We start from the raw sequence: 25,124 nt of genomic DNA on the forward strand, positions 1-25,124 counted from the left end.
TTCCCCGTGCGCGGGCGCCTGGGGTTTGTGGGGCGGGGGTCCCCTTCCACGGGTACCCGGGTGTGCCGGGCGCCCCCCGACGGAAGGTTCCGGCGGGGGGCGCCGCAGGGTCGTAAACCGGACAGGCCCGGCGGCCGGGACGCGCGGTCCCGGCGATGGGCTCCAGGGGGCGGTGAGGGCGCGCGGGCGCGGAACGGGGCGGCCGGGCGGGCGAGGGGCGGGGGAGGGGCGGGGGATCGGGGCGGCGTGGATCGTGGGGCTCGGGACGGATCGTGACGGGAATCGGGGCGGTGATCGGCGGTGACAGCGGCGGCGGACCGGGGTCAGGCGGCCGACCGGGGTCAGTGGACCGGGGTCAGGCGGCCGACCGGGGTCAGCGGACCGGGGTCAGACGGCCGACCGGGGTCAGTGGATGATCCCGGTCCGCAGGGCGACCGCCACCATGCCGGCGCGGTCGCCCGTGCCGAGCTTGCGGGCGATGCGGGCGAGGTGGCTCTTGACGGTCAGCGCGGACAGGCCCATCGAGACGCCGATGGCCTTGTTCGACTGGCCCTCGGCGACCAGCCGCAGCACCTCCACCTCGCGGCCGGACAGCTCGCGGTAGCCGCCCGGGTGGCTCGGGGCACCCGGGGGGCGGCGGTGGAGGCGGGCGGCGGCCGCGCCGATGGGGGCGGCACCGGGCCGGGTGGGGAGCCCGACGTTGGTGCGGGTGCCGGTGACCACATAGCCCTTCACACCGCCCGCGAGGGCGTTGCGCACGGCGCCGATGTCGTCGGCCGCGGAGAGGGCGAGCCCGTTGGGCCAGCCCGCGGCGCGGGTCTCCGACAGCAGGGTGAGGCCGGAGCCGTCGGGCAGGTGGACGTCGGCGACGCAGATATCTCGGGGGTTGCCGATGCGGGGACGAGCCTCCGCGATGGACGAGGCCTCGATGACATCGCGCACACCGAGCGCCCACAGATGGCGGGTGACGGTGGAGCGGACGCGAGGATCGGCCACGACCACCATGGCGGTGGGCTTGTTCGGGCGGTAGGCGACCAGGCTTGCGGGCTGCTCGAGGAGAACGGACACCAGGCCTCCTGGGGTGCGGGACGGGGCCGGCTCGTGGGGATGAAGCCGGGGGGAACCGTGCTTTCAAGGTCACAGTCGTCTTCGGCAGCGAACCCGGGGTCCTTTAGAGAATGATCACGATCTAGTGAGTAACAATCTGTGCAATTCGGACACGCGATCGATCATCCGAAGATCGAGTCGGTTTGGGTGGGTGCCGTATGAGATCGAAAGTGGCCGTATCGACAAAGAGACGGTCATGGAGGCGGCCGAACGAGGTACCTGGAGGTGTGATCGGCGCGGTCAGCGCGACTGCGGGCCGCGCCGCTGCGGCAGCGTCACCACCGACGCGTCCCCCGGCCCGGCCGGCGGCAGCCCCGCGACCTGGGCCAGCAGATCGCACCAGGACGCCAGATGCCCGCCCGTGTCCGGAACCCCGCCCAGGCCCTCGCGGGGCGTCCAGGAGGCCCGGATCTCGATCTGCGAGGTCGCCGGGCGCTCCGCCAGCCCGCCGAAGTAGTGCGAACTCGCCCGCGTGACGGTCCCGCTCGGCTCCCCGTACGTCAGCCCGCGCGCCTGGAGCGCGCCCGTCAGCCACGACCAGCACACCTCCGGCAGCAGCGGGTCGACGGCCATCTCGGCCTCCAGTTCGGCCCGCACCAGGGTCACCAGCCGGAAGGTGCCGTGCCAGGCCTCGTGCCCGGCCGGGTCGTGCAGCAGCACCAGCCGGCCGTCGGCCAGGTCCTGGTCGCCGTCCACCACCGTCGCCTCCAGCGCGTACGCGTAGGGGGCGAGCCGCTGCGGGGCCGGTGTCGGCTCCACCTCGATCTGCGGCCGCAGCCGCGCGGCCCTCAGCGCGTCGACGGCGGCCCGGAAGACCGGCGGTGCCGACCCGCCCCCGTCCCGGTCCTCCCCGTTCGCGTCGTCCATCCCGCCCGTGCCGTCCGACAGTCGTCCCTGAGCCGCAGCCATGCGGGGAAGATTAAGGGGAACGGCGGCTTCGCGCAGGGCAAGACACCCGTGCGCGGGGCCCCGGCGGGTGCGCGCTGGGCGAACAGGCGCACGGTCCGCGGACCCGGCAGGGGGCGGCTCCACCGGCCGCGGCGGCGTGCGAGACTTGCCGTCGTGAGCGTGAACGAGAGCCCCGCCGGCCGGCAGCCGACAGCGACGTACGACAGCCCCTTCCTCAAGGCGTGCAGGCGCGAACCCGTCCCCCACACGCCCGTGTGGTTCATGCGGCAGGCCGGGCGCTCCCTGCCGGAGTACCGCAAGGTCCGCGAGGGCGTCCCGATGCTCGAGTCCTGCATGCGGCCCGAGCTGGTCACCGAGATCACCCTCCAGCCGGTGCGCCGGCACGACGTGGACGCGGCGATCTACTTCAGCGACATCGTCGTCCCGCTCAAGGCGATCGGCCTCGACCTCGACATCAAGCCCGGCGTCGGCCCGGTCGTCGAACAGCCCGTCCGCACCCGCGCCGACCTCGCCCGGCTGCGCGACCTCACCCCCGAGGACGTCTCCTACGTCACCGAGGCGATCGGACTGCTCACCCGCGAGCTCGGCCCGACCCCCCTCATCGGCTTCGCCGGCGCGCCTTTCACCCTCGCGAGCTACCTCGTCGAGGGCGGCCCCTCGCGCACGTACGAGAACGCCAAGGCGATGATGTACGGCGACCCCGAGCTCTGGGCCGACCTGCTGGACCGGCTCGCCGAGATCACCGCGGCGTTCCTGAAGGTGCAGATCGAGGCGGGCGCGAGCGCGGTCCAGCTGTTCGACTCCTGGGCGGGCGCCCTCTCCCCGGCCGACTACCGCCGCAGCGTGATGCCCGCCTCGGCGAAGGTGTTCGACGCCGTCGCCGGGTACGGCGTCCCGCGCATCCACTTCGGCGTCGGCACCGGAGAGCTGCTGAACCTCATGGGCGAGGCCGGCGCGGACGTCGTCGGCGTCGACTGGCGCGTGCCGCTCGACGAGGCCGCCCGCCGCGTCGGCCCCGGCAAGGCGCTCCAGGGCAACCTCGACCCGACGGTCCTGTTCGCCACCACGGAGGCGGTCGAGGCGAAGACCCGCGAGGTGCTGGACGCGGCCGCCGGTCTGGAGGGCCACGTCTTCAACCTCGGCCACGGCGTCATGCCCTCCACCGACCCGGACGCGCTGACCCGGCTCGTGGAGTACGTCCACACGCGGACGGCCCGCTGACTCACCACGTCTGCCGGGGCCGGGCCCGCCTGCCGAACAGCAGGCCGCGCGGCTCCGGCGGCGGGGGCGTGCCCGCCTTGAGCGGCCAGGCGAGCAGCATGCCCGCGAGGAAGCCCACGATGTGCGCCGCGTAGGCGACGGTGCCCGCCTCGAAGACGCCCTCGCCGGAGGAGTACACCGCCTGGAGCACGAACCAGAAGCCCAGCACCAGCCAGGCCGGCAGCCTCAGCGGCAGGAAGACCAGCAACGGCACGAGGACCCACACCCGGGCCTTCGGATACAGCACCAGATAGGCGCCCAGCACCCCCGCGATCGCCCCCGACGCGCCGATCAGCGGGTCCGTCGAGTCGGCGTTCACCAGGGCGAAGCCGTACGACGCCGCGTAGCCGCAGGCGACGTAGAACAGCGCGAAGCGGACGTGCCCCATGCGGTCCTCGATGTTGTTGCCGAAGATCATCAGGAACAGCATGTTGCCCAGCAGGTGCAGCCAGCCGCCGTGCAGGAACAGCGCGGTGAAGACGCTCAGTACCGGGGACTTGTCGTACCCGGGCGGACCGAGCGCGCAGCCGCCGTCGCGCACCTCCCCGGTGGGGACGAGCCGGGGCAGCCGATCGTGCATCAGCTCGTAGGGCACGGCCGCGTAGTGTTCCAGGAAGGCGTGCAGATGACACGTCTGCGCCAGGGTGCTGTCGCCGGCCATGGAGCCGGACAGGCCGGGCATGAAGAGGAACACGAAGACGTTCGTGGCGATCAGCGCGTACGTCACCACCGGGGTACGGCGCGCGGGGTTCACGTCATGGACGGGGATGACCACAAGGGACTTCTGCCCCCGATCCGTTCGGTGAATCGGTGAACGCGGGCGCTCCGCCGCACGCCTACGAGGCCCGCACCTTCGCCGCTGCCTTGCGTGCCGCTACCAGCACCGGATCCCACACCGGGCTGAACGGCGGGGCGTAGCCCAGGTCCAGGGCGGTCATCTGCTCCACCGTCATGCCCGCGGTGAGGGCGACCGCGGCGATGTCGACGCGCTTGCCCGCGCCCTCCCTGCCGACGATCTGGACGCCGAGGAGGCGGCCCGTGCGGTGCTCGGCGAGCATCTTGACCGTCATGGGGGAGGCGCCGGGGTAGTAGCCGGCGCGGCTGGTGGACTCGACGACGACCGTCTCGTACCGCAGTCCGGCCCTGCGCGCGTCCTTCTCGCGCAGCCCCGTGCGGGCGATCTCCAGGTCGCAGACCTTGCTGACGGCCGTGCCGACGACGCCGGGGAAGGTGGCGTAGCCGCCGCCGACGTTGGTGCCGATGACCTGGCCGTGCTTGTTGGCGTGGGTGCCGAGGGGGATGTGGCGCTCCTGGCCGGAGACCAGGTCGAGGACCTCGACGCAGTCGCCGCCCGCCCAGACGTTCTCCTGCCCGCGCACCCGCATCGCCCGGTCGGTGAGCAGACCGCCGTGGACGCCCAGGGGGAGCCCGGCGGCCTCGGCGAGCGCGGTCTCGGGACGGACACCGATGCCCAGGACCACCACGTCCGCCGGGTACTCGGCGTCCTCGGTGACGACCGCCCGCACCCGGCCGTCCGCGCCGGTCGCCAGCTCGGTGACCTGGGCGTCGTCGACCATGGTGACGCCCAGGTCCTCCATGGCCTCGCGCACCAGCCGGCCCATGTCCGGGTCGAGCGTCGACATCGGCTCGCTGCCTCGGTTGACCACCGTCACCCGGAAGCCGCGCTTGATGAGCGCCTCGGCCATCTCCACGCCGATGTATCCCGCGCCGACCACCACCGCGCGCGTGCCCCGCGCGCGCGTGAGCGTGTCGAGCAGCTCCTGCCCGTCGTCCAGCGTCTGCACCCCGTGCACGCCCTCGGCGTCGACGCCCGGCATGTCCGGCCGGACCGGCCGGGCGCCGGTCGCGATGACGAGCTTGTCGTACGCCGTCCAGGACTCGGCCCCGGAATCGACGTCACGCGCGCGTACCGCCTGCCGGGCCGGGTCGATCTCGGTGACCTCCGTGCGCAGGCGCACCTCGATCCCGCGCGCGCGGTGCTCCCGCGGGGTGCGCGCGACCAGGTCGTCCCGTTCGCGGACGTCGCCGCCCACCCAGTACGGGATGCCGCAGGCGGAGTAGGACGTGAAGTGGCCGCGTTCGAAGGCCACGATCTCCAGCTCCTCGGGCCCCTTCAGCCGGCGGGCCTGGGACGCCGCGGACATGCCCGCGGCGTCCCCGCCGATCACCACCAGCCGCTCCCGGCCCTGCCCGCCCCGGCGCGCGCTCTCGCTCATGCTCATGCGAACACGCTACGGGCGGGCGGTACTTCAGTCCTGCCCGGGTCCCTGCCCGGGTCCCTGCCCGGGTCCGTCCGGCTGGGTCCGGCGTCGGCTGCGCCGCAGCCGCAGCCACACCAGGACGAGCACCAGGGCCACCGCGGCGAACGGCAGCACCGCGCCGAACACGAGGGCGATCCAGCGCAGCACCGCCACGAACGCGCCCCAGCCGCCCGCGAGCGCGTCCAGGAACCCGGGGTCGTCGTCCTTCGCCTCGTCCGCCACCGGCTTCTCGGCGAGGGTCAGCGTGATGGTGGCCATGCCGGTGCGGTCCTTCAGCGACGCCTGCCGGGCGAGCAGCGCCTCCAGGTCGGCCTCCCGGCTGCTCAGCTCGCCCTCCAGGGTGACGACGTCGCTCAGCTCGGTGGCCCGGTTCATCAGCTCCCGGATCCGGGCGACGCTGGCGCGCTGCGAGGTGATGCGGCTGTCGACGTCGACGACCTGGTCGGTGACGTCCTGCGCCTTGGCGGTGCGCTCCAGCAGCCTGCCCGTGCCCTGGAGGCCGGTGAGGACGTCGTCGTACCGTTCGACCGGCACGCGCAGCACGACCCGGGTGTGCTCGGCGCCGTCCTCGTCCCGGGTGGTGGTCTCGTCCCCGATGTAGCCGCCGGCGTTCTCGGTGGTGGTGCGGGCCTCGCCGAGGGACTCGGACACGTCCTCGACCTGCACGGTCAGGGACGCGGTGCGGATCACGTGCTCCACGGGCAGGGTCGGCGCCGCGGCGGGCTTGGAGTCGCCCGCGCCCTCCCCGGCGGCCTCGGCGGCGCCGGCGTCCCCGACGGCCGCCTTGTCGGCCGCGGAGCTCGCGGCCCCCGTGTCGTCCGCGCCGCTGCACCCGGTGAGCGCGACCGCGGCGGCGAGCAGGATGCCGGCCAGCGTGTGGACCGGCCGTACGGAACGTCGAATGCGCATCTGGGCGTACCCCCCGAGGGTCGTGGAACCACTGACGTCTCTTCGACGCCGGGGCGGGGCCGGACGTTGGGGGCGGACGGTTCCGATGAGGTCACGGTCGGGACGCGGGAAGGACACCGGGGCGCGGCCGGCGTGTCAGTGGGGTCTGAGAGAGTGGGGGCATGAGCGCAACGGGTACGGCTGCGGGGCAGCACGTCGTCGTCATCGGAGCCGGGATCGCCGGCCTGGCCGCCGCCCACCGGCTGCTGGAGCGGGGCGCGCGTGTGACCGTGCTGGAGGCGTCCGACCGGGTCGGCGGCAAGCTGCTGCCCGGCGAGATCGCCGGCGTCCGGGTCGACCTCGGCGCCGAGTCCCTGCTGGCCCGCCGCCCCGAGGCGGTCGCCCTCGCGCGCGCGGTGGGTCTCGCCGACCACCTCCAGCCGCCGGCCACCGCCACGGCCTCGATCTGGACCCGGGGCGCCCTGCGCCCCATGCCCAAGGGCCACGTCATGGGGGTACCGGGCACCGCCGCCGCCCTGGACGGCCTGCTCTCCGACGAGGGCCTCGCCCGCATCGAACGGGACGCCGACCTGCCGCGCACGGAGGTCGGCGAGGACGTGGCCGTCGGTGAGTACGTGGCGGCGCGGCTGGGCCGCGAGGTCGTCGACCGCCTGGTCGAGCCGCTGCTCGGCGGGGTCTACGCCGGTGACGCCTACCGCATCTCGATGCGCTCGGCCGTCCCCCAGCTCTTCCAGGCGGCGCGCACCCACACCTCGCTCACCGGGGCCGTCCGCGAGATTCAGGCGAAGGCCACCGCGAACCCGCAGACCGGCCCGGTGTTCCTGGGCATCGCGGGCGGTGTGGGCCGGCTGCCGCTCGCGGTCGCGGAGTCGGTCCGCGCGCGGGGCGGCGAGATCGTGACCGGCGCGCCGGTGACGGAGCTGCGCAGGACCACCGCGCCGGAGGACCCGTCCGGCGGCGCGCGGGCGGACGGGCCGGGCCGGGCCTGGCGGGTGGTCGCCGGGGACCGGGTGCTGCACGCAGACGCCGTGGTCGTCGCCGTGCCCGCGTCCGCCGCGGCGGCGCTGCTGGCCGCCGAGTCCCCCGAGGCCGCCGCCGGACTGCGCGCCGTCGAGTACGCCTCCATGGCCCTGATCACCCTCGCCTACCGCCGCTCCGAGGCGGCCCTGCCCGAGGGCAGCGGCTTCCTCGTGCCGCCCGTCGACGGCCGCACCATCAAGGCGTCCACGTTCGCCTCCCACAAGTGGGGCTGGATCGCCGACGAGGACCCGGACGTGCTCGTGGTGCGCACCTCCGTCGGGCGGTACGGCGAGACGGAGATCCTCCAGCGGGAGGACGCCGACCTCGTAGCCGTCTCCCGGCGGGACCTCGCGGCGGCCACCGGTCTCACCGCCACGCCCCTGGCGACCCGCGTCACCCGCTGGACCGACGGCCTGCCCCAGTACCCGGTCGGCCACCACGCGCGCGTGGCCCGCCTCCGGGAACACGTCGCCAAGCTCCCCGGCCTCGCCGTCTGCGGCGCCCCGTACGACGGCGTCGGCGTCCCCGCCTGTATCGCGAGCGCGCACGCGGCGGCCGACCGGATCGGCGGCGACGCACGCGGTGTGCAGGAGCTCACCGCCCACCCGGTGCAGAGCCTGCACGGCGGAGCGGGAGAATGAGTGCCATGAGTGACGACGCCCCCACCACCGAGCCCGGCAGGATCCCGAACAAGGGCAAGCTGGCCAAGGACCTCAACGAGGTCATCCGCTACACGCTGTGGTCCGTCTTCCGGCTGAAGGACGCGCTGCCCGAGGACCGCTCCGGCTACGCCGACGAGGTCCAGGAGCTGTTCGACCAGCTCGCCGCCAAGGACGTCACGGTCCGCGGCACCTACGACGTGTCCGGTCTGCGCGCCGACGCCGACCTCATGATCTGGTGGCACGCCGAGACCAGCGACCAGCTCCAGGAGGCGTACAACCTCTTCCGCCGGACCAGGCTGGGCCGCGCGCTGGAGCCGGTCTGGTCGAACATGGCGCTGCACCGCCCCGCCGAGTTCAACCGCTCGCACATCCCGGCGTTCCTCGCCGACGAGACGCCCCGCGACTACGTCAGCGTCTACCCGTTCGTGCGCTCCTACGACTGGTACCTGCTGCCCGACGAGGACCGCCGCCGCATGCTCGCCGACCACGGCAAGATGGCCCGCGGCTACCCGGACGTCCGCGCCAACACGGTCGCCTCGTTCTCGCTCGGCGACTACGAGTGGATCCTGGCGTTCGAGGCGGACGAGCTGTACCGCATCGTCGACCTCATGCGCCACCTGCGCGCCTCGGAGGCCCGCCGCCACGTCCGCGAGGAGGTCCCGTTCTACACGGGACGCCGCAAGTCGGTGGCCGACCTGGTCGCCGGCCTCGCCTGACACACGCCGAAGGCCCGGCCGGCACACAGACCGACCGGGCCTTCGGGACCAAGTCCTCCGTCGGGCCTTCCGGTCAGCTCTTCTCCCGGGCGGCCTCCCGCGCGGGGTGGTCCGCCGGCGCCGGCTCCGGGCGCGCCGCGCAGGCCGCGCGCCGCACCGGCAGTCGCCCTTCCAGCAGGTACGCCTCCACGTGGCCGTTGACACAGCGGTTCGGGCCGCCGGCGATGCCGTGCGTGCCGGCGTCCCGCTCCGTCACCAGCACCGAGCCCGACAGGCGCCGCTGCATCTCCAGGGCCCCGTCGTAGGGCGCGGCGGCGTCCCGCTCGGCGGCCAGGATCAGCGTCGGCGGCAGCTCGCCCGGTCCGGTCCGCACGTCCAGCGGCTGCTGCCGGGGCGCCTGCCAGTAGGCGCACGGCAGGTTCGCCCACACGTTGTCCCAGGTCTCGAACGGCGCCACGCGCGCGATCCGCGTGTTGTCCTGGTCCCACACCCGGAAGTCCGTCGGCCAAGGCGCGTCGTTGCACTCCACGGCCGTGTAGACGGCGTGGGAGTTCTCCGCCGCGGCGGCGGCCTCCCGCACCGGCGCGGCCAGTGCGACGAGCGGCTTCGGGTCGCCGTTCAGGTAGGCCGACAGGGCGTGGGCGCGGGACGGCCAGTAGTCGTCGTAGTACCCGGCCTGGAGGAAGGCGGCCTGCAACTGCCCCGGCCCGACCGTCCCGCCGGCCGGCTCCGCGGCCAGTCTCGCCCGCGCACGCTCGTAGCTGCGCAGCACCCGCTGCGGGGTGTCGCCCAGCTCGTACACGTCGTCGTGGCGCGCGACCCACTCCCGGAAGTCCGTCCAGCGGCTCTCGAACGCCACCGACTGGGCGAGGTTGTTGCGGTACCAGACCTGCGCGGGGTCCGGGTTCACCGCCGCGTCGAACACCATCCGCCGCACGTGCCCCGGGAACAGCGTGGCGTACAGCGCCCCGAAGTAGGTGCCGTACGACGCGCCCATGAAGGTCAGCCGGTCCTCGCCGAGCGCGGCCCGCACGACGTCCAGGTCACGGGCGTTGTTGAGGGAGGTGTAGTGGCGCAGGGCGCCGCCCGCCCGCTCGGCGCAGCCGCGCGCGTAGGCCTTCGCCTGCGCGATGCGCTCCTGCTTGTAGGACTCCGAGGGGTGCGTGGGCGACGGGGACGGGGCCTTGACGAAGTGCCGGGGCTCCTGGCAGGTCAGCGGCGCCGAGCGGCCGACCCCGCGGGGCTCGTAGCCGACGAGGTCGTACGCGGCCGCGATGCGCTTCCACGCCGGCAGCCCCGCGGCCATCGGGAAGGGCAGGCCGGAGACGCCCGGTCCGCCCGGGTTGAAGACCAGCGCGCCCTGCCGGGGCACCCGGCGCTTGTCGTTGCGCGGGTCGCGCTGGGTGGCCCGCGCGCGGCTGACGGTCAGCCGGATCTGCTTGCCGTCGGGCTGCGCGTAGTCGAGCGGGACGGTGACCGTGCCGCACTGCACGCCGCTCGGTGCGTCGGGGACGCCGGAGCACTTCCCGAAGACGATGCCCTCCTGCGCGGCGCGCGCGGCGGCGAGCGCGACGCCCGAGCCGGCGACGGCACTCGGGGCACCGCCCGCGGGAGCGGCGGAGAGGGTGGTCAGGAGCAGGGCTCCGGCGGCCGGGTAGAGGGCGGCAGCTCTCATCGCGTGTCCCTTCGGTGCACGGCGGCGACAAAAGGGATGTTTGGTGCGCGGGTTGGGGAAGGCAAGCACCGGCCGGGGGTGTCGGCGCCAATGCCCCGTGTGCGCCGCCCGGAACTCGGATGCGCCCCGTTCGCCCGGGCCCTCCGGGCGACGGCGGGAGTCCGGTTTTGGGTCTCGGTCCGTCGGGTGACGGGGGGAGTCCGGTTTTGGGTTTCGGTCCGTCGGGCGACGGCGGGAGTCCGGCTTTGGGTCTCGGTCCGTCGGGTGACGGGGGGAGTCATGCGCTGCGGGTCTCGGTCCCTCGTGTGACGGGGGAGTCCGGCTTCGAACCTCGGTCCTTCGGGCGGACGACGGAGTCCGACTACAGGCCCTGGCCCTGGCCCTGGATCCGCCCGTACGGCTCGCGATGGCCGAAGGCCGCCCGCAGGTCCGGCTCGCCGACCGCGCGGATCCCGCGGACGGCGACGCAGGTCAGGTAGGTGCGGTCGTCGCCCGTGCCGTCGCCCGTGCCCGCTCCGGCGCCGTCCGCGTGGCGCGCCAGCGCGCCCAGCAGGCGCTGACCGGCCGGGGAGGCCCAGCGGGAGTACGGGTGCACCTCGACCCGGGCTATGGCCAGACAGCCCAGGGTGAGCGCCAGGGGCAGCGCGAACCAGAGCGCGACCAGGCCGCGCGGCATGTCCGGGGGGACGGGCGTCAGCAGCGCCGCGGCCCCCAGCGCGAGCGTCGCCCCGGCGGCGGCCCGCACCTGCCGCACCCCGGCCGCGACCGTAGTGCGTGCCCCGTCGGGCACGGCGAGGCCGGCGCCGACCAGCCGGTCGGCGAGGCCGCGCACCGAGTCCGCCGCGGCCGCGGCGGCCCGCACCGGCGCGATGGGGGACTGCCCCTCCGGCCCGATGGCCCCGATGACCGACCGCTCCATCTCGTCGCGTCCGCGCGGGTCCACGACGGTCGCCCAGCCGGTGTGGGCGAGCAGCAGCCGCCGCTGCCGCGCCATGGAGACCAGGGTGAGGTCGGCCACCCGGCTCGGGCCCCCGGAGAGGAACGCCGCCTCGTACAGCGTCAGGTCATGGTCCTGACCCGCGTCCACGTCGACGGCCGCCACCCGTACGGCGGCCAGGCACAGCCGGGTGCACGCCGTACCGGCGACGGCCCAGGCCACGAGGAGGAGAAGGACCCAGAACATGCCGCGTTTCTATGCCAGACGCACAGGGAACGCCATGCCTTGTTCACGATCCGGACCGAGCGTTGTCGGTCTGTGACGTTCCGTTTCCTTTCGTCCCGCCGGTCCCGCCGGTCCCGCGCCGGTCCCGCGCCGGTCCCGCGCCGGTCCCCCGCCGGTCCCCCGCCGGTCCCCCGCCGGTCCCCCGCCGGTCCCCCGCCGGTCCCCCGCCGTTCCACCGTCGGCGCCGCCGTTTCACCGCCGGATCAGCGACCGTCCCATCCGCGTCCACCGCGACCGGGGCCGCGGCGCCGGTCCCGACCGGTCCAGCCACCACCCGCGCAGCTCCCGCCGGGCCCGCTCCCGCATCGGCGGCCCGTCCAGCAGCACCTGTTCCGCGAAGTCCAGCGCGTCCCGCCGGTACCCGCCGCGCAGCGGACGGCCCTGGGCGTACGCCACGAACGCGGCCCGGTATCCGCCGCCGAGGATCAACGGCAGCTCCGGGGCCACCTTGGCCACCACGTCGGCCCGCTTGGCGGCCAGGGCCCGCGCCTGGACGCCGATCCGCACCCGGTCGAAGCCCTCGGGGGCCGGGGTTCCGGCGACCAGGGCGGAGAGCAGGGCGGTCTGCACGAGACCGAGCCGCCGACGGGTCGTGTCCGGTACGGCGCCGGCGGCGCGCACGCCGACGGGCGCCGTCCCGCCGGGAGGAGCGCTCCGGGTCCGGGTGCCCGCCTCCACGGCCTGCCGGATCGACGCCAGTTCCCGCTCCAGCTCGGCCGGTTCGGGGAAGTTCTCGTCGCGCTCCAGCAGCACGCCGGGCGGTGTCACCCGGGAGGTGAGGTCGCTCAGGATGTCGAGGACGGGGCGGGGCACCGGGTGGGCGTGGCTGTCGTGCCAGACGCCGTCCCGCTCGAAGCCGCCCGCGACATGGACGTACGCGATGGCCTCCAGCGGCAGTTCGGCGAGCGCCTCGGCCGGGTCCTCGCCGCGGTTGACGTGGTTGGTGTGCAGGTTGGCCACGTCGATGAGCAGGCGTACGCCGGTGCGGTCGGCCAGTTCGTACAGGAACTGGCCCTCCGTCATCTCCTCGCCGGGCCAGGCGAGAAGAGCGGCGATGTTCTCGACGGCGAGCGGCACCGGCAGCGCCCGCTGCGCGATGCGCACGTTCTCGCACAGCACGTCGAGGCTGTCACGGGTGCGCGGCACCGGCAGCAGGTGCCCGGCCTCCAGCGGTGCGGAGGCGGTCAGCGGGCCGCCCGCCCGTACGAACGCGATGTGCTCGGTGACCAGCGGGGAGCCCAGCGCCTCCGCCCGCTCGGCGAGTGCCGTCAGCCGTCCCTCGTCGGGCCGGTCCGCGCCGCCGAGGCCGAGCGAGACGCCGTGCGGGACGACCGTGACCCCGCGCTCGCGCAGCCGTAGCAGGGAGTCGGGGAGGTGGCCGGGGCAGATGTTCTCGGCGACGGCCTCGACCCAGTCGATGCCCGGCATCCGCTCCACCGCGTCCGCGATCTCCGGCCGCCAGCCGATCCCCGTTCCGAGCCGTGTCATGGTCCCCTCCTCCGTCCGGTCCCCCTCCGTGGTGACGGGGATATCGCCCCCTCGCCCCGGCCCGAACCGCCCGCCGCCCCGCTTCAGAGCAACATTTGAGGTTCGGACGGGTGGACGACGACAGGCCCTACGGCCGGCGGAGGGCGGGATGGTCGGCGACCACCGTGCAGCTGCCGGGCGCGATCTCGGTGAACCCGGCGTCCCGCACCACCGGCAGCCCGCTCGCCGTCAGCTCCCGCCACCGCTCCGGACGCGCGGTGCGCACGGCGAGCGCGAACCCCGCCGCGCGCCAGGCCGCCCGCTCCTGCGGCGACAGCTCCCACCAGGCGAGCTGCGCGCCGTGCCCGGCCTGCGCCATCGCCTTGCCCGCCGACATCTGCACCTCGGGGCTCATCCAGAGCACCGGCAGCCCCGGATCCGCCTCCGCCGGCGCCTGCGGATCGTCGAGCTCGGTCCCCGACACCTGGAGCTTCGCCAGCTCCTTCGGCCAGCCGTCCAGCGGCACCGGCGGGAACACCCGCACCTCGGCCGCCTTCCCGGTCACCGTGATCCCGGGCAGCGCCCCGGCCCGCCGCCACTCGGCGCCCCGGGCCCGCCGCACGACCTTCCGGATCCGGGCGTCCTGCCAGTCCCGCACGGACTCGGCCCACTCCCCGTCGCCGGTGGAGCGCTCGTCGCTCAGCAGCACGAGCACCGCCCGGGCGGCGGTCTCCAGCGCGTCGGTGCGGGCGGGCGGCTCGGCCCGCTCCAGACGGACGACGAGGGGCAGCACGAACTGGGGGGCCTCGTCGCGCGGGTTCGGCTCGGCCTGGAAGGGACTCTCACTCACGGGCGCAGGGTACTCGACCCCCGCGGGCCGTCCCGAGCCGCCCGCTCAGCCCGCTCAGCCGCTCAGCCCGAGCAGGCCGTGCGCTGCGCCTCCTGCCACTCGCAGACGGGGCATAGCGTGATCCCCTTGTACGACTCCGGGTACTCCGTCGGCTCGCGGCACAGCACGCACTCGGCGTACGGCGGTCCGTCGGCCCGCGGCGGCCGCGTCGCGTCGATCAGGCAGTAGCCGGTGTCGCCGTCGTCGTCGCTCATGACTCCAGCGTACGAGAGCGCGGCCCTTTCACCACGGGCCCTTTCACCACGGGCCCTTTCACCACGGGCCCTTTCACCACGGGCCCTTTCACCACGGGCCCTTTCACCACGGGCCCGCTCACCACGGGCCCGCTCACCGCGGCCCGCCCGCCGCAGTCCCTTCGCGCACCCGTTCACCGCCGGCCCTGCGCGGTGCCGATCAGCTCGGACACCCGTACGAACCGGTAGCCGCGCCGGCGCAGCTCGGGCACGATCGCGCGCACCGCCCGCTCGGTGGCCGGGGCGGCGCTGCGCGTGCAGTGCAGGACGACCACCGAACCCGGCCGCACCCCCTCCAGGACCTGCCGGGCCACGGCGTCCGCGTCCGTAGCGAAGGCGTCCCCGCCCACCACGTCCCACTGCACGGCGGTCACGCCGGTGCCGCTCACCGCCCGCAGTGCGCGCCGGTCGTAGCAGCCGCCGGGAAAGCGGAAGTAGGGCCGCGCGTCGGGGATCCCGGCCGCGCGGAAGGCCGCGTACGCCCGTTCCACGTCGGCCCGCATCCGGTCCTCCGGCACGGTCGGCAGGCCGTAGCAGTCGTCGGTGAAGGCGTGGTGGCTGTAGGAGTGGTTGGCGACCTCGAACAGCGGGTCGCGGCCGATGGCGCGCGCCTGGTCCGGGTACTCCTCGGCCCACCGGCCCGTCATGAAGACGGTGGCCGGCACCCTCAGCGTCCGGAGCGCCGTGATCAGCTCCGGGTTGTCGAACCGCTCCCCGGTGGCCGCCCGCGGGCCCTGGTCGGCGGTCATGTCGGCGTCGAAGGTGAGGGCGACGGACCTGCCGCGGGTGCGCGGGGCGTGCGAGAAGACCGAGGCCAGGCCGCCCGGCCCCGGGGCGAGTGTGGGCGGCCTGGTCGGTGTCGAGGAGGGCGGGGCGGGGGCCGGGCGGGCGGGCCGGGGCGCCTGGTCGGTGCCGCAGGCGGCGAGTGCGGCACCCAGGACGCAGAGGGCGGCGAGACGGCGTACGGGAGCGATCACCCTGTGACGCTATGAGGGAAGAACCCCTAATTGTGTGTAAATATGTGCGCGCCTGTCATCGTGTCACCCGCCCGGTCCCGTGCCCTACCGGCGCCAGGGCCCCGTCACCGCGAACGTCGTCCCCGGCGTGTAGCAGTTGACGTACATCGTCCGGCCGTCGGGGGAGAAGGCGACGCCGGCGAACTCGCCCCACGCCGGCTCCTCGGCGGTCCCGATGTTCTGCCGGCCCCTGGCCATCGCGTACACCTCGCCGCCCCGGGTCACGCCGAAGACGTGCTGCGCGCCGTCGCCGTCCTCGCAGACCATCAGGCCGCCGCCGGGCGCGAGGCAGATGTTGTCGGGGGACTCGCCGGGCAGCTGCACGTCCGTGGCCGGCCCGAAGACGATCACCAGGGTCAGCCGCCGGCGCTCCGGGTCGTAGCGCCAGATCTGGCCGTGGTGGTCGGCCGCCGAGCCGTCCGCGCCGCGCGCGAACGACGACACGAAGTAGACGCTCCGCCCGCTCCAGTAGCAGCCCTCCAGCTTCTGCGCGTGGGTGATGCCCCGCGGGCCGAAGTCCTGGAAGCGGATGGCGGTCCCGGCGGCCAGCGGGTCCGGTACGTCGACCCACTCGATGCCGTCGAAGGCGGCGCCCGTCTCCTGGATCGACGACAGGTCCGCCACGCCCGGCACGCGCATCGCCTGGAGCCGGCCGCCGGCGCGCAGCGAGCCCGTGCCGCCCAGCGGCTTCTCGGGCAGGAAGCGGTAGAACAGGCCGAAGGGCTTGTCGAACGCGTCCTCCGTCTCGTAGACGACCCCGCGCCGCGGGTCGACCGCGACCGCCTCGTGCGGGAAGCGGCCCATCGCGGTGAGCGGCACGGCGCCGGTGCGGTGCGGGTCGGACGGGTCGACCTCGAAGATGAAGCCGTGGTCCTCGGCGTAGCCGTTGGTGCCGGCCCGGTCCTCCGTCTCCTCGCAGGTCAGCCAGGTGTGCCAGGGCGTGGGCCCGCCCGCGCAGTTGACGGCCGTCCCGGCGATCGCGACCCGCTCCGACAGCACCTCGCCCCGGCGGTCCAGCGTCAGGGCCGTGCAGCCGCCCTTGCCGGCCGGGTCGTAGGTGAGGCCCTCGACGGTGGGGACGGCGAGCGGCGCGGTGGGGCGGTTCTCGTGGTTGCGGACCAGGTGGACGCGGCCGCGCGGACCGGGCAGGGCGGTCATGCCGTCGTGGTGGGAGGGGACCGGGCCCTCGCCGGAGCGCAGCGGGTCGCCCTCCCGGGAGAGGACCCGGTAGCGGAAGCCCTCCGGCAGGTCGAGCAGGCCGTCCGGGTCGGGGACGAGGGGGCCGTAGCCGGTGTGGCCGAGGTTCTCCGCGGCGGCGGTGTCGGCGAAGAGTTCCGACAGGGCCCCGGAGAAGACGATGCCCGCTCCCAGGGCACCGGTGCGGGCGAGGAGCTGACGGCGGGTCGTGGCGCTGCGGGTTTCCGGCACGGGGGTTTTCGGCACAGGGACTTCCGGCACGGGGGTTTTCGGCACAGGGACTTCCGGCACGGGGGTTTTCGGCATGGGGTGGTGACCTTCCTGCTGGCGGACAGGAACACTGACCCCGCCGTGTCTATCACCCACCGCGTGCCCCGGGAACCACATGCGGAGCGCGCGTCACGCGTCACCGGGCGGCGGCCTGCGGCGGGGGCGGCTGCTGCTGGGCCTTCTCCAGGAAGCGCAGCAGTTCCACGGGGAAGGGCAGGACCAGCGTGGAGTTCTTCTCCGCGGCCACCGCCACCACCGTCTGGAGCAGCCGCAACTGGAGCGCGGCCGGCTGCTCGGACATCTGCTCGGCCGCCTCGGCCAGCTTCCTCGACGCCTGGAGCTCGGCGTCCGCGTTGATGATCCGGGCCCGCCGCTCACGGTCGGCCTCGGCCTGACGGGCCATCGAACGCTTCATCGTGTCCGGCAGGGACACGTCCTTGATCTCCACCCGGTCGATCTGCACGCCCCAGCCCACGGCCGGACTGTCGATCATCAGCTCCAGGCCCTGGTTCAGCTTCTCCCGGTCGGACAGCAGGTCGTCCAGTTCGCTCTTGCCGATGATGGACCGCAGCGAGGTCTGCGCCATCTGCGAGACGGCGAACCGGTAGTCCTCCACGTTGACCACCGCCGCCGACGGGTCCACGACCTTGAAGTAGACCACCGCGTCCACCCGCACGGTCACGTTGTCGCGGGTGATGCCCTCCTGGGCCGGCACCGGCATCGTCACGATCTGCATGTTCACCTTGCGCAGCCGGTCGACGGCGGGGATCACCATCGTGAAACCCGGCTTGCGGACCTCGCCGGCGACCCGGCCGAGCCGGAAGACCACTCCGCGCTCGTACTGCTTCACCACGCGCGCGCCCGCCACGAAGTACGCGAATCCCCCGGCGGCCACCGCCGCGACGGCCGGCAGCAGTTCCTGGAGCACGACGATCCCCTCCCTGGGAGGTCCGGAATGCCTGCTCCTGCAACGATATGTCCATGGGCGGGTCCCGGGCCATGCCCGGAACCCGCCCCGAGGCGGACGGTGTGGCCGCTAGGCGGCCATCGTCAGCTTCACCGGCTCGATGCCGACGGCGCTGTGCCGTTCGGCCCACGTCTCCAGCGCCATGCGGCAGGCGTGGTCGAGGTGGTGCAGGCCGGACAGGTCCAGTTCGACCGGGCGGTCCTGCGGCAGGGACTCCAGGCTGTCGAGGATCTTCGGCAGCCGCAGGAAGGTCGCGTTGCCGGACAGGGATGCCCGGACGGGCCCGGTGCCCTTGTCGACGACGTCCAGCCTGATGTGCGAGGCATCCCAGGCCGTCTTGACCACGGCGAGCGCGAGACCGATCAGGACGCCCTCGAACATGCTGACCACGACGATCGACACCGCTGTGACGGCCAGGATCAGCGCCTCGCCCCGGTGCTCGCGCCACAGCCCCGCGATCGCCCGCACCGGGACGAGCTTGGCCCCGGCGTGCACCAGGATGCCGGCCAGGGCCGGCAGGGGGATGTAGGCGAGCACGTCCGGCAGGAAGGCGGCGAACAGCAGCAGCCAGACGCCGTGCAGGACGCGGGACGCCTTGGTGCGGGCGCCCGCCTGGACGTTGGCCGAGCTGCGCACGATCACCGCGGTCATCGGCAGCGCGCCGAGCACACCGCAGACGGCGTTGCCGGTGCCCTGGGCGACCAGTTCCCGGTCGTACTCGGTGCGCGGCCCGTCGTGCAGCCGGTCCACCGCCGCCGCGCTGAACAGCGACTCGGCGGACGCGATCAGGGTGAACGCGACGATCGTGGCGAGCAGGCCGACGTCCGCCAGTTCGCCGAAGGAGCCCAGGGGCGGCGGCTGGATCGAGCCGAGCAGCCCCTGCACCTCGACGGTGGCCACGGGCAGCGAGAACACCAGCGCGGCCAGTGTCGCCAGGCCCACCGCGGCGAGCGGGCCGGGCACCGCGCGCACCGCCGCCGGCAGCCGCTTCCACAGCACCAGCACCGCGATGGTGCCGGCGCCGAGCGCGAGCGAGGCCGCCCCGGCGGTGCTGCCGAACGCGTCCACGAGCGCCTCGGGCAGCCCGGCGATCTTCTCCGGGCCGGAGTCGGGGGCCTTGGCGCCGGCCATCGAGTACAGCTGGCCGGCGATCAGTACCAGCCCGATTCCGGCCAGCATGCCCTCGACGACGGAGACCGAGATGGCCCGGAACCAGCGGCCCAGCTTGAGGACGCCCATGCCGACCTGGAGCACGCCGGTGGCGAGCACGATCACACCGAGGGCGGGCAGTCCGAACTCCCGCACCGCCTCGAAGACCAGCACGGTCAGACCGGCCGCCGGGCCGGACACCTGGAGGCTGCTGCCGCGCATCAGGCCGGTGACGATGCCGCCGACGATGCCGGTGACGAGCCCGAGCTCGGCCGGCACGCCGGAGGCCACGGCCACGCCCACGCACAGCGGGAGCGCGACCAGGAAGACGACGAGCGAGGCGGCGAAGTCCTCCCTCAGGTGCGGGAACCGGGATATTCGCGAGGTGTTCCGTGAGGTCATCGCGGTGCTCACAGGGCCTCGAACGCGTCGGTGTCCGCACGGTGCTCGCGTACGGCGCCGGTGTGCACCTCGTAGTACCAGCCGTGCATCCGCAGCCGGCCGTCCGCCAGCCGCTTCTCCACGCACGGGTAGGAGCGCAGCCGCAGCAGCTGGGACAGGACGTGGTGCTGCACCGCCCGCGCCACCGTCGGGTCGTCGGGGTCGGCGGCCGGCGGCCGGCCCGCGGAGTGCGCGAGCCAGTCCCGGACGGCGGGTACGGCGTCGAGATCGTCGCCGCGCACCAGCGCGCCGACGGCACCGCAGTGGGAGTGGCCGCAGACGACGACGTCCTGGACGCCGAGGACTTCCACGGCGTACTCGATGGTGGCGGCCTCGCCGGTGGGGCGCTCGGAGCCGTAGGGGGGCACGATGTTGCCCGCGGTGCGCAGCTCGAAGAGCTCGCCGGGGCGGGCGCCCGTGATCAGGGCGGGCACGACCCGCGAGTCGGAGCAGGTGATGAAGAGGACCTGGGGGGATTGGCCTTCCGCGAGGCGGGCGAACTCCTCAGGGCGTTGTCCGAACGTACGGGCGTTGTCGATGAGGGGCTGCATATGTGGTGATTCCTCCTGGCGCGCCGTGGGGGGCGCGTCGGACGGGCAGGACAGGTGGGAGCACTGCTGTCTGCGTCTCTCTCAGCAGCGGAAGACCTGGAGCGCCGCCGGAGAGTGGCCCGTCGAGGATCTCGACGGGCGGTGGTGCGCCGCGGTCGGCCCGCAGGGTCGGTGGGCGGCCGCGGGATCCCGCGCGGGCAGGGCGCGCTCGCGCTGCTGGGGCGCCGAGTCGGCCGTGGAGGCCGCGCGGTGGCGGTCGCGGGTGCGCAAGGGGTCGTAGAGGGCCCCGGACCGGTCGCACGCGAGGGGCGTGACGGTCTCGTCACGCTGGGTTGTGCCGGAGGGTTTGATTCCGGGCTGGGCGTTGGCCTTGGCGTGACGGACGGTGTGCGCGTGTGCGAAGGAGGGCGCGGGCGCGAAGAGCGGAAGGCTCAGGAGCACGGCGGCAAGGAGCGACACCGCGGTCCGGATCGCCTCACCTCGGAACATGCGCCCCCCTCCGAGCACTTCACATGTCTAGTCCGGACCAAGCCCTGGTCAACGGTTGGTCAAGAAACACGTTAACCCTGCAAAGTTGTTTGCAGGGTTAACTCAGCGTTTCGAGATGAAGTGCGCCTCAAAAGCGAGGGGTGGATGGCGCGAAATGACCCTTGACCCGGGCCGGGTGATCGACTATCAGGACTAGATCAGCCGCTGGGCGTCGCGGGCCAGCGCGGTCAGCCGGGAGATCGCCCGGAAGTACTTCTTGCGGTAGCCGCCGTTCAGCATCTCCTCGCTGAACAGCCGGTCGAAGGGCAGCCCCGAGGCCAGGACGGGCACCTCGCGGTCGTAGAGCCGGTCGGCGAGGACGACCAGCCGCAGGGCCGTCGACTGGTCGGGAACCGGCCGCACGTCGGTGAGGCACACCGCGTTCAAGCCGTCGGTGAGGGCGCCGTAGCGGCTGGGGTGCACCCGCGCGAGGTGCTCCAGCAGGTGCGGGAAGTCGTCGAGCGAGGCGCTCGCGGTGGCGTACGCCGTCTTGGTCACCTGTTCGTCGGAGTACGGCGCCGGCGCCGCGGGCAGGCCGCGGTGGCGGTAGTCCTCGCCGTCGATGCGCAGGGCGCGGAAGTGCGCGGACAGGCCCTGGATCTCGCGCAGGAAGTCGGCCGCCGCGAAGCGGCCCTCGCCCAGCTTGCCCGGCAGGGTGTTGGAGGTGGCGGCGAGCGCGACACCCGCCTCGACCAGCTTGCCGAGCAGGGTCGAGACGAGGACGGTGTCGCCGGGGTCGTCCAGCTCGAACTCGTCGATGCACAGCAGGCGGTGGCCGGAGAGGGTCTTCACCGTCTGCTGGAAGCCGAGGGCGCCGACGAGGTTGGTCAGCTCGACGAAGGTGCCGAACGCCTTGAGCGCGGGCTCCGCCGGGGTCGCGTGCCACAGGGAGGCCAGCAGATGGGTCTTGCCGACGCCGTAGCCGCCGTCCAGGTAGACGCCGCGCGGGCCGGCCGGGGCCTTGGGCGCCTTCGCCCGGCCGAAGCCGAGGAAGCCCCGTCGGGCGGTGCCGGCGGCGTGCGCCCCGCCGAGTCCGGCCGCGAAGCCCTCCAGCACCCCGACCGCCTCGGTCTGGCTGGGCTGGTTCGGGTCCGGGACGTACGTGCTGAAGCGCACCGAGTCGAACCGCGGCGGCGGCACCATCTCGGCGACGAGCCGGTCCGCGGGGACGTGCGGCTCACGGGCGCACAGGGACAGCGGGGCCGCGTCGGCTATCGGGCCGAGGCCGGGGGCGGGGGTGGAGGACGACACGGTTCCCCATGCTAAGCGCCGTGCCAGACTGCCTCGTATGCGACGCCTGTTCCCTGTGACCGACCAGACAGCGGCCGAGAGCCCGGACGAGGGCGGTGGGGCCACCGGGTCCCCCGCCACCTCCGAGGCGCGCGAGTCCCGAGAGGCGCGAGACACCCGAGAGGCGCGCGAGGCCCACGAGACCCGCGAGGCCCACGAGACCCGCGAGGCCCGCGAGACCCGCGAGGCCCACGAGACCCGCGACTCCCGCGAGTGGAGCCTGGACGAGATCGCCGACGCCTACGCCTACCCGGAGCCCGGGTCCGGGCCCGGGGAGCCCAGGCCCTGGCTGCGGGCCAACATGGTCTCCACGCTCGACGGGGCCGCCCAGCACGACGGGCGCTCACAGCCCATCTCCAACGCCACCGACATGCGGATCTTCGGCACCCTGCGGGCGCTCGCCGACGTGGTGCTCGTCGGTGCGGAAACGGTTCGCCAGGAGGGGTACCGCCCCGCCCGGGTCCGGGCGGAGTTCGCCGGGCGGCGGGAGGCGGCCGGCCAGGCACCCGTCCCCGCCATCGCGATCGTCACCGCGAGCCTGGACCTGGACTTCTCGCTGCCGCTGTTCACCGCGCCGGCGGTGCCCACCCTGATCCTCACCGGTGCGGGGGCCGCACCCGACCGGATCGCGGCCGCGGAGAAGGCCGGTGCCCGCGTGCTGCTCGCCGGGGACGGCGCGGGGGTCGAACCCGCGCGCGCCGTCCAGGTCCTCGCCGGACTCGGGCACACCCGGCTGCTGACCGAGGGCGGTCCGCGGCTGCTGGGCCAGCTCGTGGCCGCGGAGGTCCTCGACGAACTGTGCCTGACCCTCTCGCCGCTGCTCACCGCCGGGGACGCGCAGCGCATCACGGGCGGTCCGTCCGTCACCGTCCCGCGCCGGTTCACCCTGGTGTCCCTCCTGGAGGAGGACGGCTTCCTCTACGGGCGGTACGGCAAAGCCTGAGGCGGTACGGCAAAGCCTGAAGTGACGGGAGACGGGTCCTGGGGCGACAGGGTCCCAAGCAACGTGGCCCGGAGTCGGGGTACAGGTGAAGGGGGCGGGTGGAACACCGGCGTCCGAAGTGGCGGAAAAAAGTAGGTGTGACTCGACGGATCCGGGGAAGGCGGGCACGGCTGCCCTGCTCCCGAATTCGGCGGAATATGCCGTTCCGGTTAGCTTCGGGCGGGCAGACTAGGACGGCAGGACCCGTGCGAGCGCGGGGCAGGATGGTTTCCGCAGGGCCGATCACGGCCACGGAGGACTGAGGGCCACGCGGGTCCTCGAAGGAGAATGAGGCGCTGGTGTTCACAAGCGTTTTGATGATCGAGAAGGCCCTGACGTCCGCCGACGTGGAGTTCGTCACCACCTTGCACGGGGACGAGCAGGTCTCCTTCCACGTGCTCCTCCAGCCGCGCGGCGACCAGGCCGACCGGCTGCTGCGGGCCATCGACGACATCGCGCTCGGCGAGCTCGACGAGGCCGTGCGCGAGGGAGAGACACCCGAGGGGGCGGAGGCCAAGAGCGTCGGACAGAGAGCCCTGGAGGTGTCCCTCACGGCATTGCGCGCCGCGGGCAGCACGGCGCACGGGCGCCTGGTCGACGACCATCCGCTGGACGCGCTCAGGACGGTCGTCGACGAGGTGGGGGCGGACGAGGTGATCGTGCTGACCGATCCGCACTATGTGGAGGAGTTCTTCCACCGGGACTGGGCCTCCCGGGCGCGGCACAAGGTGGGGGTGCCGGTGCTCAAGCTGTTCTCCCACAGCAAGGCGTAGCCGCCACCGCCGGCCCGGCGGCCGGCCCCGGACGGTCCGCGGTCCGCGCTCCGGGCCGCGGACCGTCCGTACGAGGCAGGACGCGCGGTTCCCCGCGCCCCTCGGGCGGGGGCGGTCCCGTCACGCAATAGGCTGGGCACGCTCATCGTCCTATGCACCGCACTCTGGGAGAACTCGCATGGCACCCGGCCTTCGTACCGCCATGGACCGACCGCACTTCATCGGCATCGGCGGTGCCGGCATGTCGGGCATCGCGAAGATCCTGGCCCGGCGCGGGGCCAAGGTGGCGGGGAGCGACGCGAAGGAGTCGGGGACGGCCGAGGCGCTGCGGACGCTGGGCGTGACCGTGCACATCGGGCACGCCGCCGGGCACCTGGCCGACGACGCCAGCTGTGTCGTGGTGTCGTCCGCGATCCGCGCGGACAACCCCGAACTGGCCCGCGCCGCGGAGCTGGGCATCCCGGTGGTGCACCGCTCCGACGCCCTGGCCCGGCTGATGGACGGGCTGCGGCCGATCGCCGTCGCCGGGACGCACGGCAAGACCACCACGACGTCCATGCTGGCGGTGTCGCTGGGCGAGCTGGGGCTGAACCCCTCCTACGCCATCGGCGGCGACCTGGACGCGCCCGGTTCCAACGCCGAGCACGGCGAGGGCGAGATCTTCGTCGCCGAGGCGGACGAGTCGGACCGCAGCTTCCACACCTACGCGCCCGAGGTCGCGATCGTCCTCAACGTGGAGCTGGACCACCACGCCAACTACGCCTCCATGGACGAGATCTACGAGTCCTTCGAGACGTTCGTCGGGAAGGTCGTACCCGGCGGCACGCTGGTGGTCAACGCCGACCACGAGGGCGCGCGGGAGCTGACCCGGCGCGTCGGGGGCGAGGGCGTGCGGGTGGTCACGTACGGCGAGGCGGAGGACGCCGACGTACGGGTGCTGGCCGTCGAGGCGCAGGGGCTCAAGAGCCGGGTGACCGTGCTGCTGGACGGGCGGGAGCTCACCTTCACGGTCTCCGTGCCGGGCCGCCACTACGCGCACAACGCGGTCGCCGCGCTGGCGGCGGGTGCGGCCCTCGGGGTGCCGGCCGCGGAACTGGCGCCGGCGCTGGCCGCGTACACGGGTGTGAAGCGGCGCCTGCAGCTGAAGGGCGAGCGGGCGGGCGTCCAGGTCGTCGACTCCTACGCGCACCACCCGACCGAGATGACCGCCGACCTCGAGGCGATGCGCGCGGCGGCCGGTGACGCCCGCATCCTGGTCGTCTTCCAGCCCCACCTCTTCTCCCGGACACAGGAACTGGGCCGGGAGATGGGCCGGTCGCTGGCCCTCGCGGACGCCTCCCTCGTCCTCGACATCTACCCGGCCCGCGAGGACCCGATCCCGGGCGTCACCAGCGAGCTGATCGTCGACGCGGCCCGCGCGGCCGGCGCCGACGTGACGCCGGTGCACGACAAGGACCAGGTGCCCGCCCTGATCGCGGGAATGGCGGGGCCCGGTGATCTCGTTCTCACCATGGGCGCGGGCGACGTCACCGACCTCGGCCCGCGCATCCTGGACCGTCTCGCACAGTGACCTGAGTTAAGGGGTTGG

23 protein-coding genes are annotated in these 25,124 nt (G+C 74.0%); 6 read left to right on the top strand and 17 right to left on the bottom strand.

Annotation, left to right across the window (positions count from 1 at the left end):
* Window positions 1-405: 405 nt before the first annotated feature.
* A complete protein-coding gene (locus tag ACFV9M_RS11685; protein WP_003993737.1) occupies window positions 406-1,068 on the bottom strand; it encodes a response regulator transcription factor in 663 nt (220 codons plus the stop codon).
* A gap of 279 nt (window positions 1,069-1,347) precedes the next feature.
* Window positions 1,348-2,016: a DUF3000 domain-containing protein gene (locus tag ACFV9M_RS11690; protein ID WP_385073839.1), complete on the bottom strand. Its 669-nt coding sequence runs from the start codon at window positions 2,014-2,016 to the stop codon at window positions 1,348-1,350.
* A gap of 153 nt (window positions 2,017-2,169) precedes the next feature.
* Here ACFV9M_RS11690 and hemE point away from each other — a divergent pair, with 153 nt between their 5' ends.
* The gene (gene hemE, locus ACFV9M_RS11695; protein WP_385073837.1) at window positions 2,170-3,237 is read left to right on the top strand and encodes a uroporphyrinogen decarboxylase; all 1,068 of its coding nucleotides are present in this window, start codon (window positions 2,170-2,172) and stop codon (window positions 3,235-3,237) included.
* Between the two features lies 1 nt (window position 3,238).
* On the opposite strand, the gene ACFV9M_RS11700 is transcribed toward hemE, so the two are convergent.
* From ACFV9M_RS11700 to ACFV9M_RS11710, 3 genes are all read right to left on the bottom strand, one after another.
* Window positions 3,239-4,051: a rhomboid family intramembrane serine protease gene (locus ACFV9M_RS11700; RefSeq protein ID WP_385073835.1), complete on the bottom strand. Its 813-nt coding sequence runs from the start codon at window positions 4,049-4,051 to the stop codon at window positions 3,239-3,241.
* A gap of 61 nt (window positions 4,052-4,112) precedes the next feature.
* Complete coding sequence (locus ACFV9M_RS11705; protein ID WP_385073841.1) at window positions 4,113-5,513, bottom strand: FAD-dependent oxidoreductase; 1,401 nt, start codon at window positions 5,511-5,513, stop codon at window positions 4,113-4,115.
* Between the two features lie 33 nt (window positions 5,514-5,546).
* Window positions 5,547-6,467 (bottom strand): DUF4349 domain-containing protein, encoded by a 921-nt coding sequence (locus ACFV9M_RS11710; RefSeq protein ID WP_385073832.1) that lies wholly within the window; start codon window positions 6,465-6,467, stop codon window positions 5,547-5,549.
* Between the two features lie 161 nt (window positions 6,468-6,628).
* On the opposite strand from ACFV9M_RS11710, the gene hemG reads away from it, so the two are divergent.
* Window positions 6,629-8,128 carry a protoporphyrinogen oxidase gene (hemG, locus tag ACFV9M_RS11715; RefSeq protein ID WP_385073829.1) on the top strand — a complete coding sequence of 500 codons (1,500 nt, stop codon included), beginning with the start codon at window positions 6,629-6,631 and terminating at the stop codon, window positions 8,126-8,128.
* 5 nt (window positions 8,129-8,133) lie between these two features.
* Window positions 8,134-8,865, top strand: a complete 732-nt coding sequence (gene hemQ, locus ACFV9M_RS11720) for a hydrogen peroxide-dependent heme synthase (RefSeq protein ID WP_385073826.1) — start codon at window positions 8,134-8,136, stop codon at window positions 8,863-8,865.
* A 73-nt stretch (window positions 8,866-8,938) separates the two neighbouring features.
* Here the strand turns inward: hemQ and ACFV9M_RS11725 are convergent, their stop codons facing one another.
* The 12 genes from ACFV9M_RS11725 to zapE form a co-directional block, all read right to left on the bottom strand.
* The gene (locus ACFV9M_RS11725) at window positions 8,939-10,540 is read right to left on the bottom strand and encodes an alpha/beta hydrolase (protein WP_385073823.1); all 1,602 of its coding nucleotides are present in this window, start codon (window positions 10,538-10,540) and stop codon (window positions 8,939-8,941) included.
* A gap of 361 nt (window positions 10,541-10,901) precedes the next feature.
* The gene (locus tag ACFV9M_RS11730; RefSeq protein WP_385073821.1) at window positions 10,902-11,723 is read right to left on the bottom strand and encodes a TIGR04222 domain-containing membrane protein; all 822 of its coding nucleotides are present in this window, start codon (window positions 11,721-11,723) and stop codon (window positions 10,902-10,904) included.
* Between the two features lie 231 nt (window positions 11,724-11,954).
* Entirely contained in the window at window positions 11,955-13,250 is a 1,296-nt protein-coding gene (locus ACFV9M_RS11735) for a DUF692 domain-containing protein (RefSeq protein ID WP_385073818.1), read from the bottom strand.
* A 127-nt stretch (window positions 13,251-13,377) separates the two neighbouring features.
* Window positions 13,378-14,079: a peptidyl-tRNA hydrolase gene (locus tag ACFV9M_RS11740; protein ID WP_385073815.1), complete on the bottom strand. Its 702-nt coding sequence runs from the start codon at window positions 14,077-14,079 to the stop codon at window positions 13,378-13,380.
* Window positions 14,080-14,141: 62 nt separating this feature from the next.
* Window positions 14,142-14,333 carry a hypothetical protein gene (locus ACFV9M_RS11745; RefSeq protein WP_385073812.1) on the bottom strand — a complete coding sequence of 64 codons (192 nt, stop codon included), beginning with the start codon at window positions 14,331-14,333 and terminating at the stop codon, window positions 14,142-14,144.
* Window positions 14,334-14,506: 173 nt separating this feature from the next.
* Complete coding sequence (locus ACFV9M_RS11750) at window positions 14,507-15,349, bottom strand: polysaccharide deacetylase family protein (RefSeq protein WP_385073810.1); 843 nt, start codon at window positions 15,347-15,349, stop codon at window positions 14,507-14,509.
* Between the two features lie 84 nt (window positions 15,350-15,433).
* The gene (locus ACFV9M_RS11755; RefSeq protein ID WP_385073807.1) at window positions 15,434-16,816 is read right to left on the bottom strand and encodes an alkaline phosphatase PhoX; all 1,383 of its coding nucleotides are present in this window, start codon (window positions 16,814-16,816) and stop codon (window positions 15,434-15,436) included.
* Between the two features lie 175 nt (window positions 16,817-16,991).
* Window positions 16,992-17,783 (bottom strand): slipin family protein, encoded by a 792-nt coding sequence (locus tag ACFV9M_RS11760; RefSeq protein WP_385073804.1) that lies wholly within the window; start codon window positions 17,781-17,783, stop codon window positions 16,992-16,994.
* 108 nt (window positions 17,784-17,891) lie between these two features.
* Complete coding sequence (locus ACFV9M_RS11765) at window positions 17,892-19,373, bottom strand: SulP family inorganic anion transporter (protein ID WP_385073801.1); 1,482 nt, start codon at window positions 19,371-19,373, stop codon at window positions 17,892-17,894.
* 8 nt (window positions 19,374-19,381) lie between these two features.
* Window positions 19,382-19,963 (bottom strand): carbonic anhydrase, encoded by a 582-nt coding sequence (locus ACFV9M_RS11770; RefSeq protein WP_385073798.1) that lies wholly within the window; start codon window positions 19,961-19,963, stop codon window positions 19,382-19,384.
* An 81-nt stretch (window positions 19,964-20,044) separates the two neighbouring features.
* Entirely contained in the window at window positions 20,045-20,452 is a 408-nt protein-coding gene (locus ACFV9M_RS11775; protein WP_385073795.1) for a hypothetical protein, read from the bottom strand.
* Between the two features lie 192 nt (window positions 20,453-20,644).
* The gene (gene zapE, locus ACFV9M_RS11780) at window positions 20,645-21,742 is read right to left on the bottom strand and encodes a cell division protein ZapE (RefSeq protein ID WP_385073792.1); all 1,098 of its coding nucleotides are present in this window, start codon (window positions 21,740-21,742) and stop codon (window positions 20,645-20,647) included.
* Between the two features lie 37 nt (window positions 21,743-21,779).
* On the opposite strand from zapE, the gene ACFV9M_RS11785 reads away from it, so the two are divergent.
* From ACFV9M_RS11785 to murC, 3 genes are all read left to right on the top strand, one after another.
* A complete protein-coding gene (locus ACFV9M_RS11785; protein WP_385073789.1) occupies window positions 21,780-22,724 on the top strand; it encodes a dihydrofolate reductase family protein in 945 nt (314 codons plus the stop codon).
* 338 nt (window positions 22,725-23,062) lie between these two features.
* The gene (locus ACFV9M_RS11790; protein WP_385073787.1) at window positions 23,063-23,536 is read left to right on the top strand and encodes an indole-3-glycerol phosphate synthase; all 474 of its coding nucleotides are present in this window, start codon (window positions 23,063-23,065) and stop codon (window positions 23,534-23,536) included.
* Window positions 23,537-23,714: 178 nt separating this feature from the next.
* Entirely contained in the window at window positions 23,715-25,106 is a 1,392-nt protein-coding gene (gene murC / locus ACFV9M_RS11795) for a UDP-N-acetylmuramate--L-alanine ligase (protein ID WP_385073784.1), read from the top strand.
* Window positions 25,107-25,124 lie beyond the last annotated feature (18 nt).

It is taken from the genome of Streptomyces sp. NPDC059895, assembly GCF_042731035.1.
GTDB lineage: Bacteria > Actinomycetota > Actinomycetes > Streptomycetales > Streptomycetaceae > Streptomyces.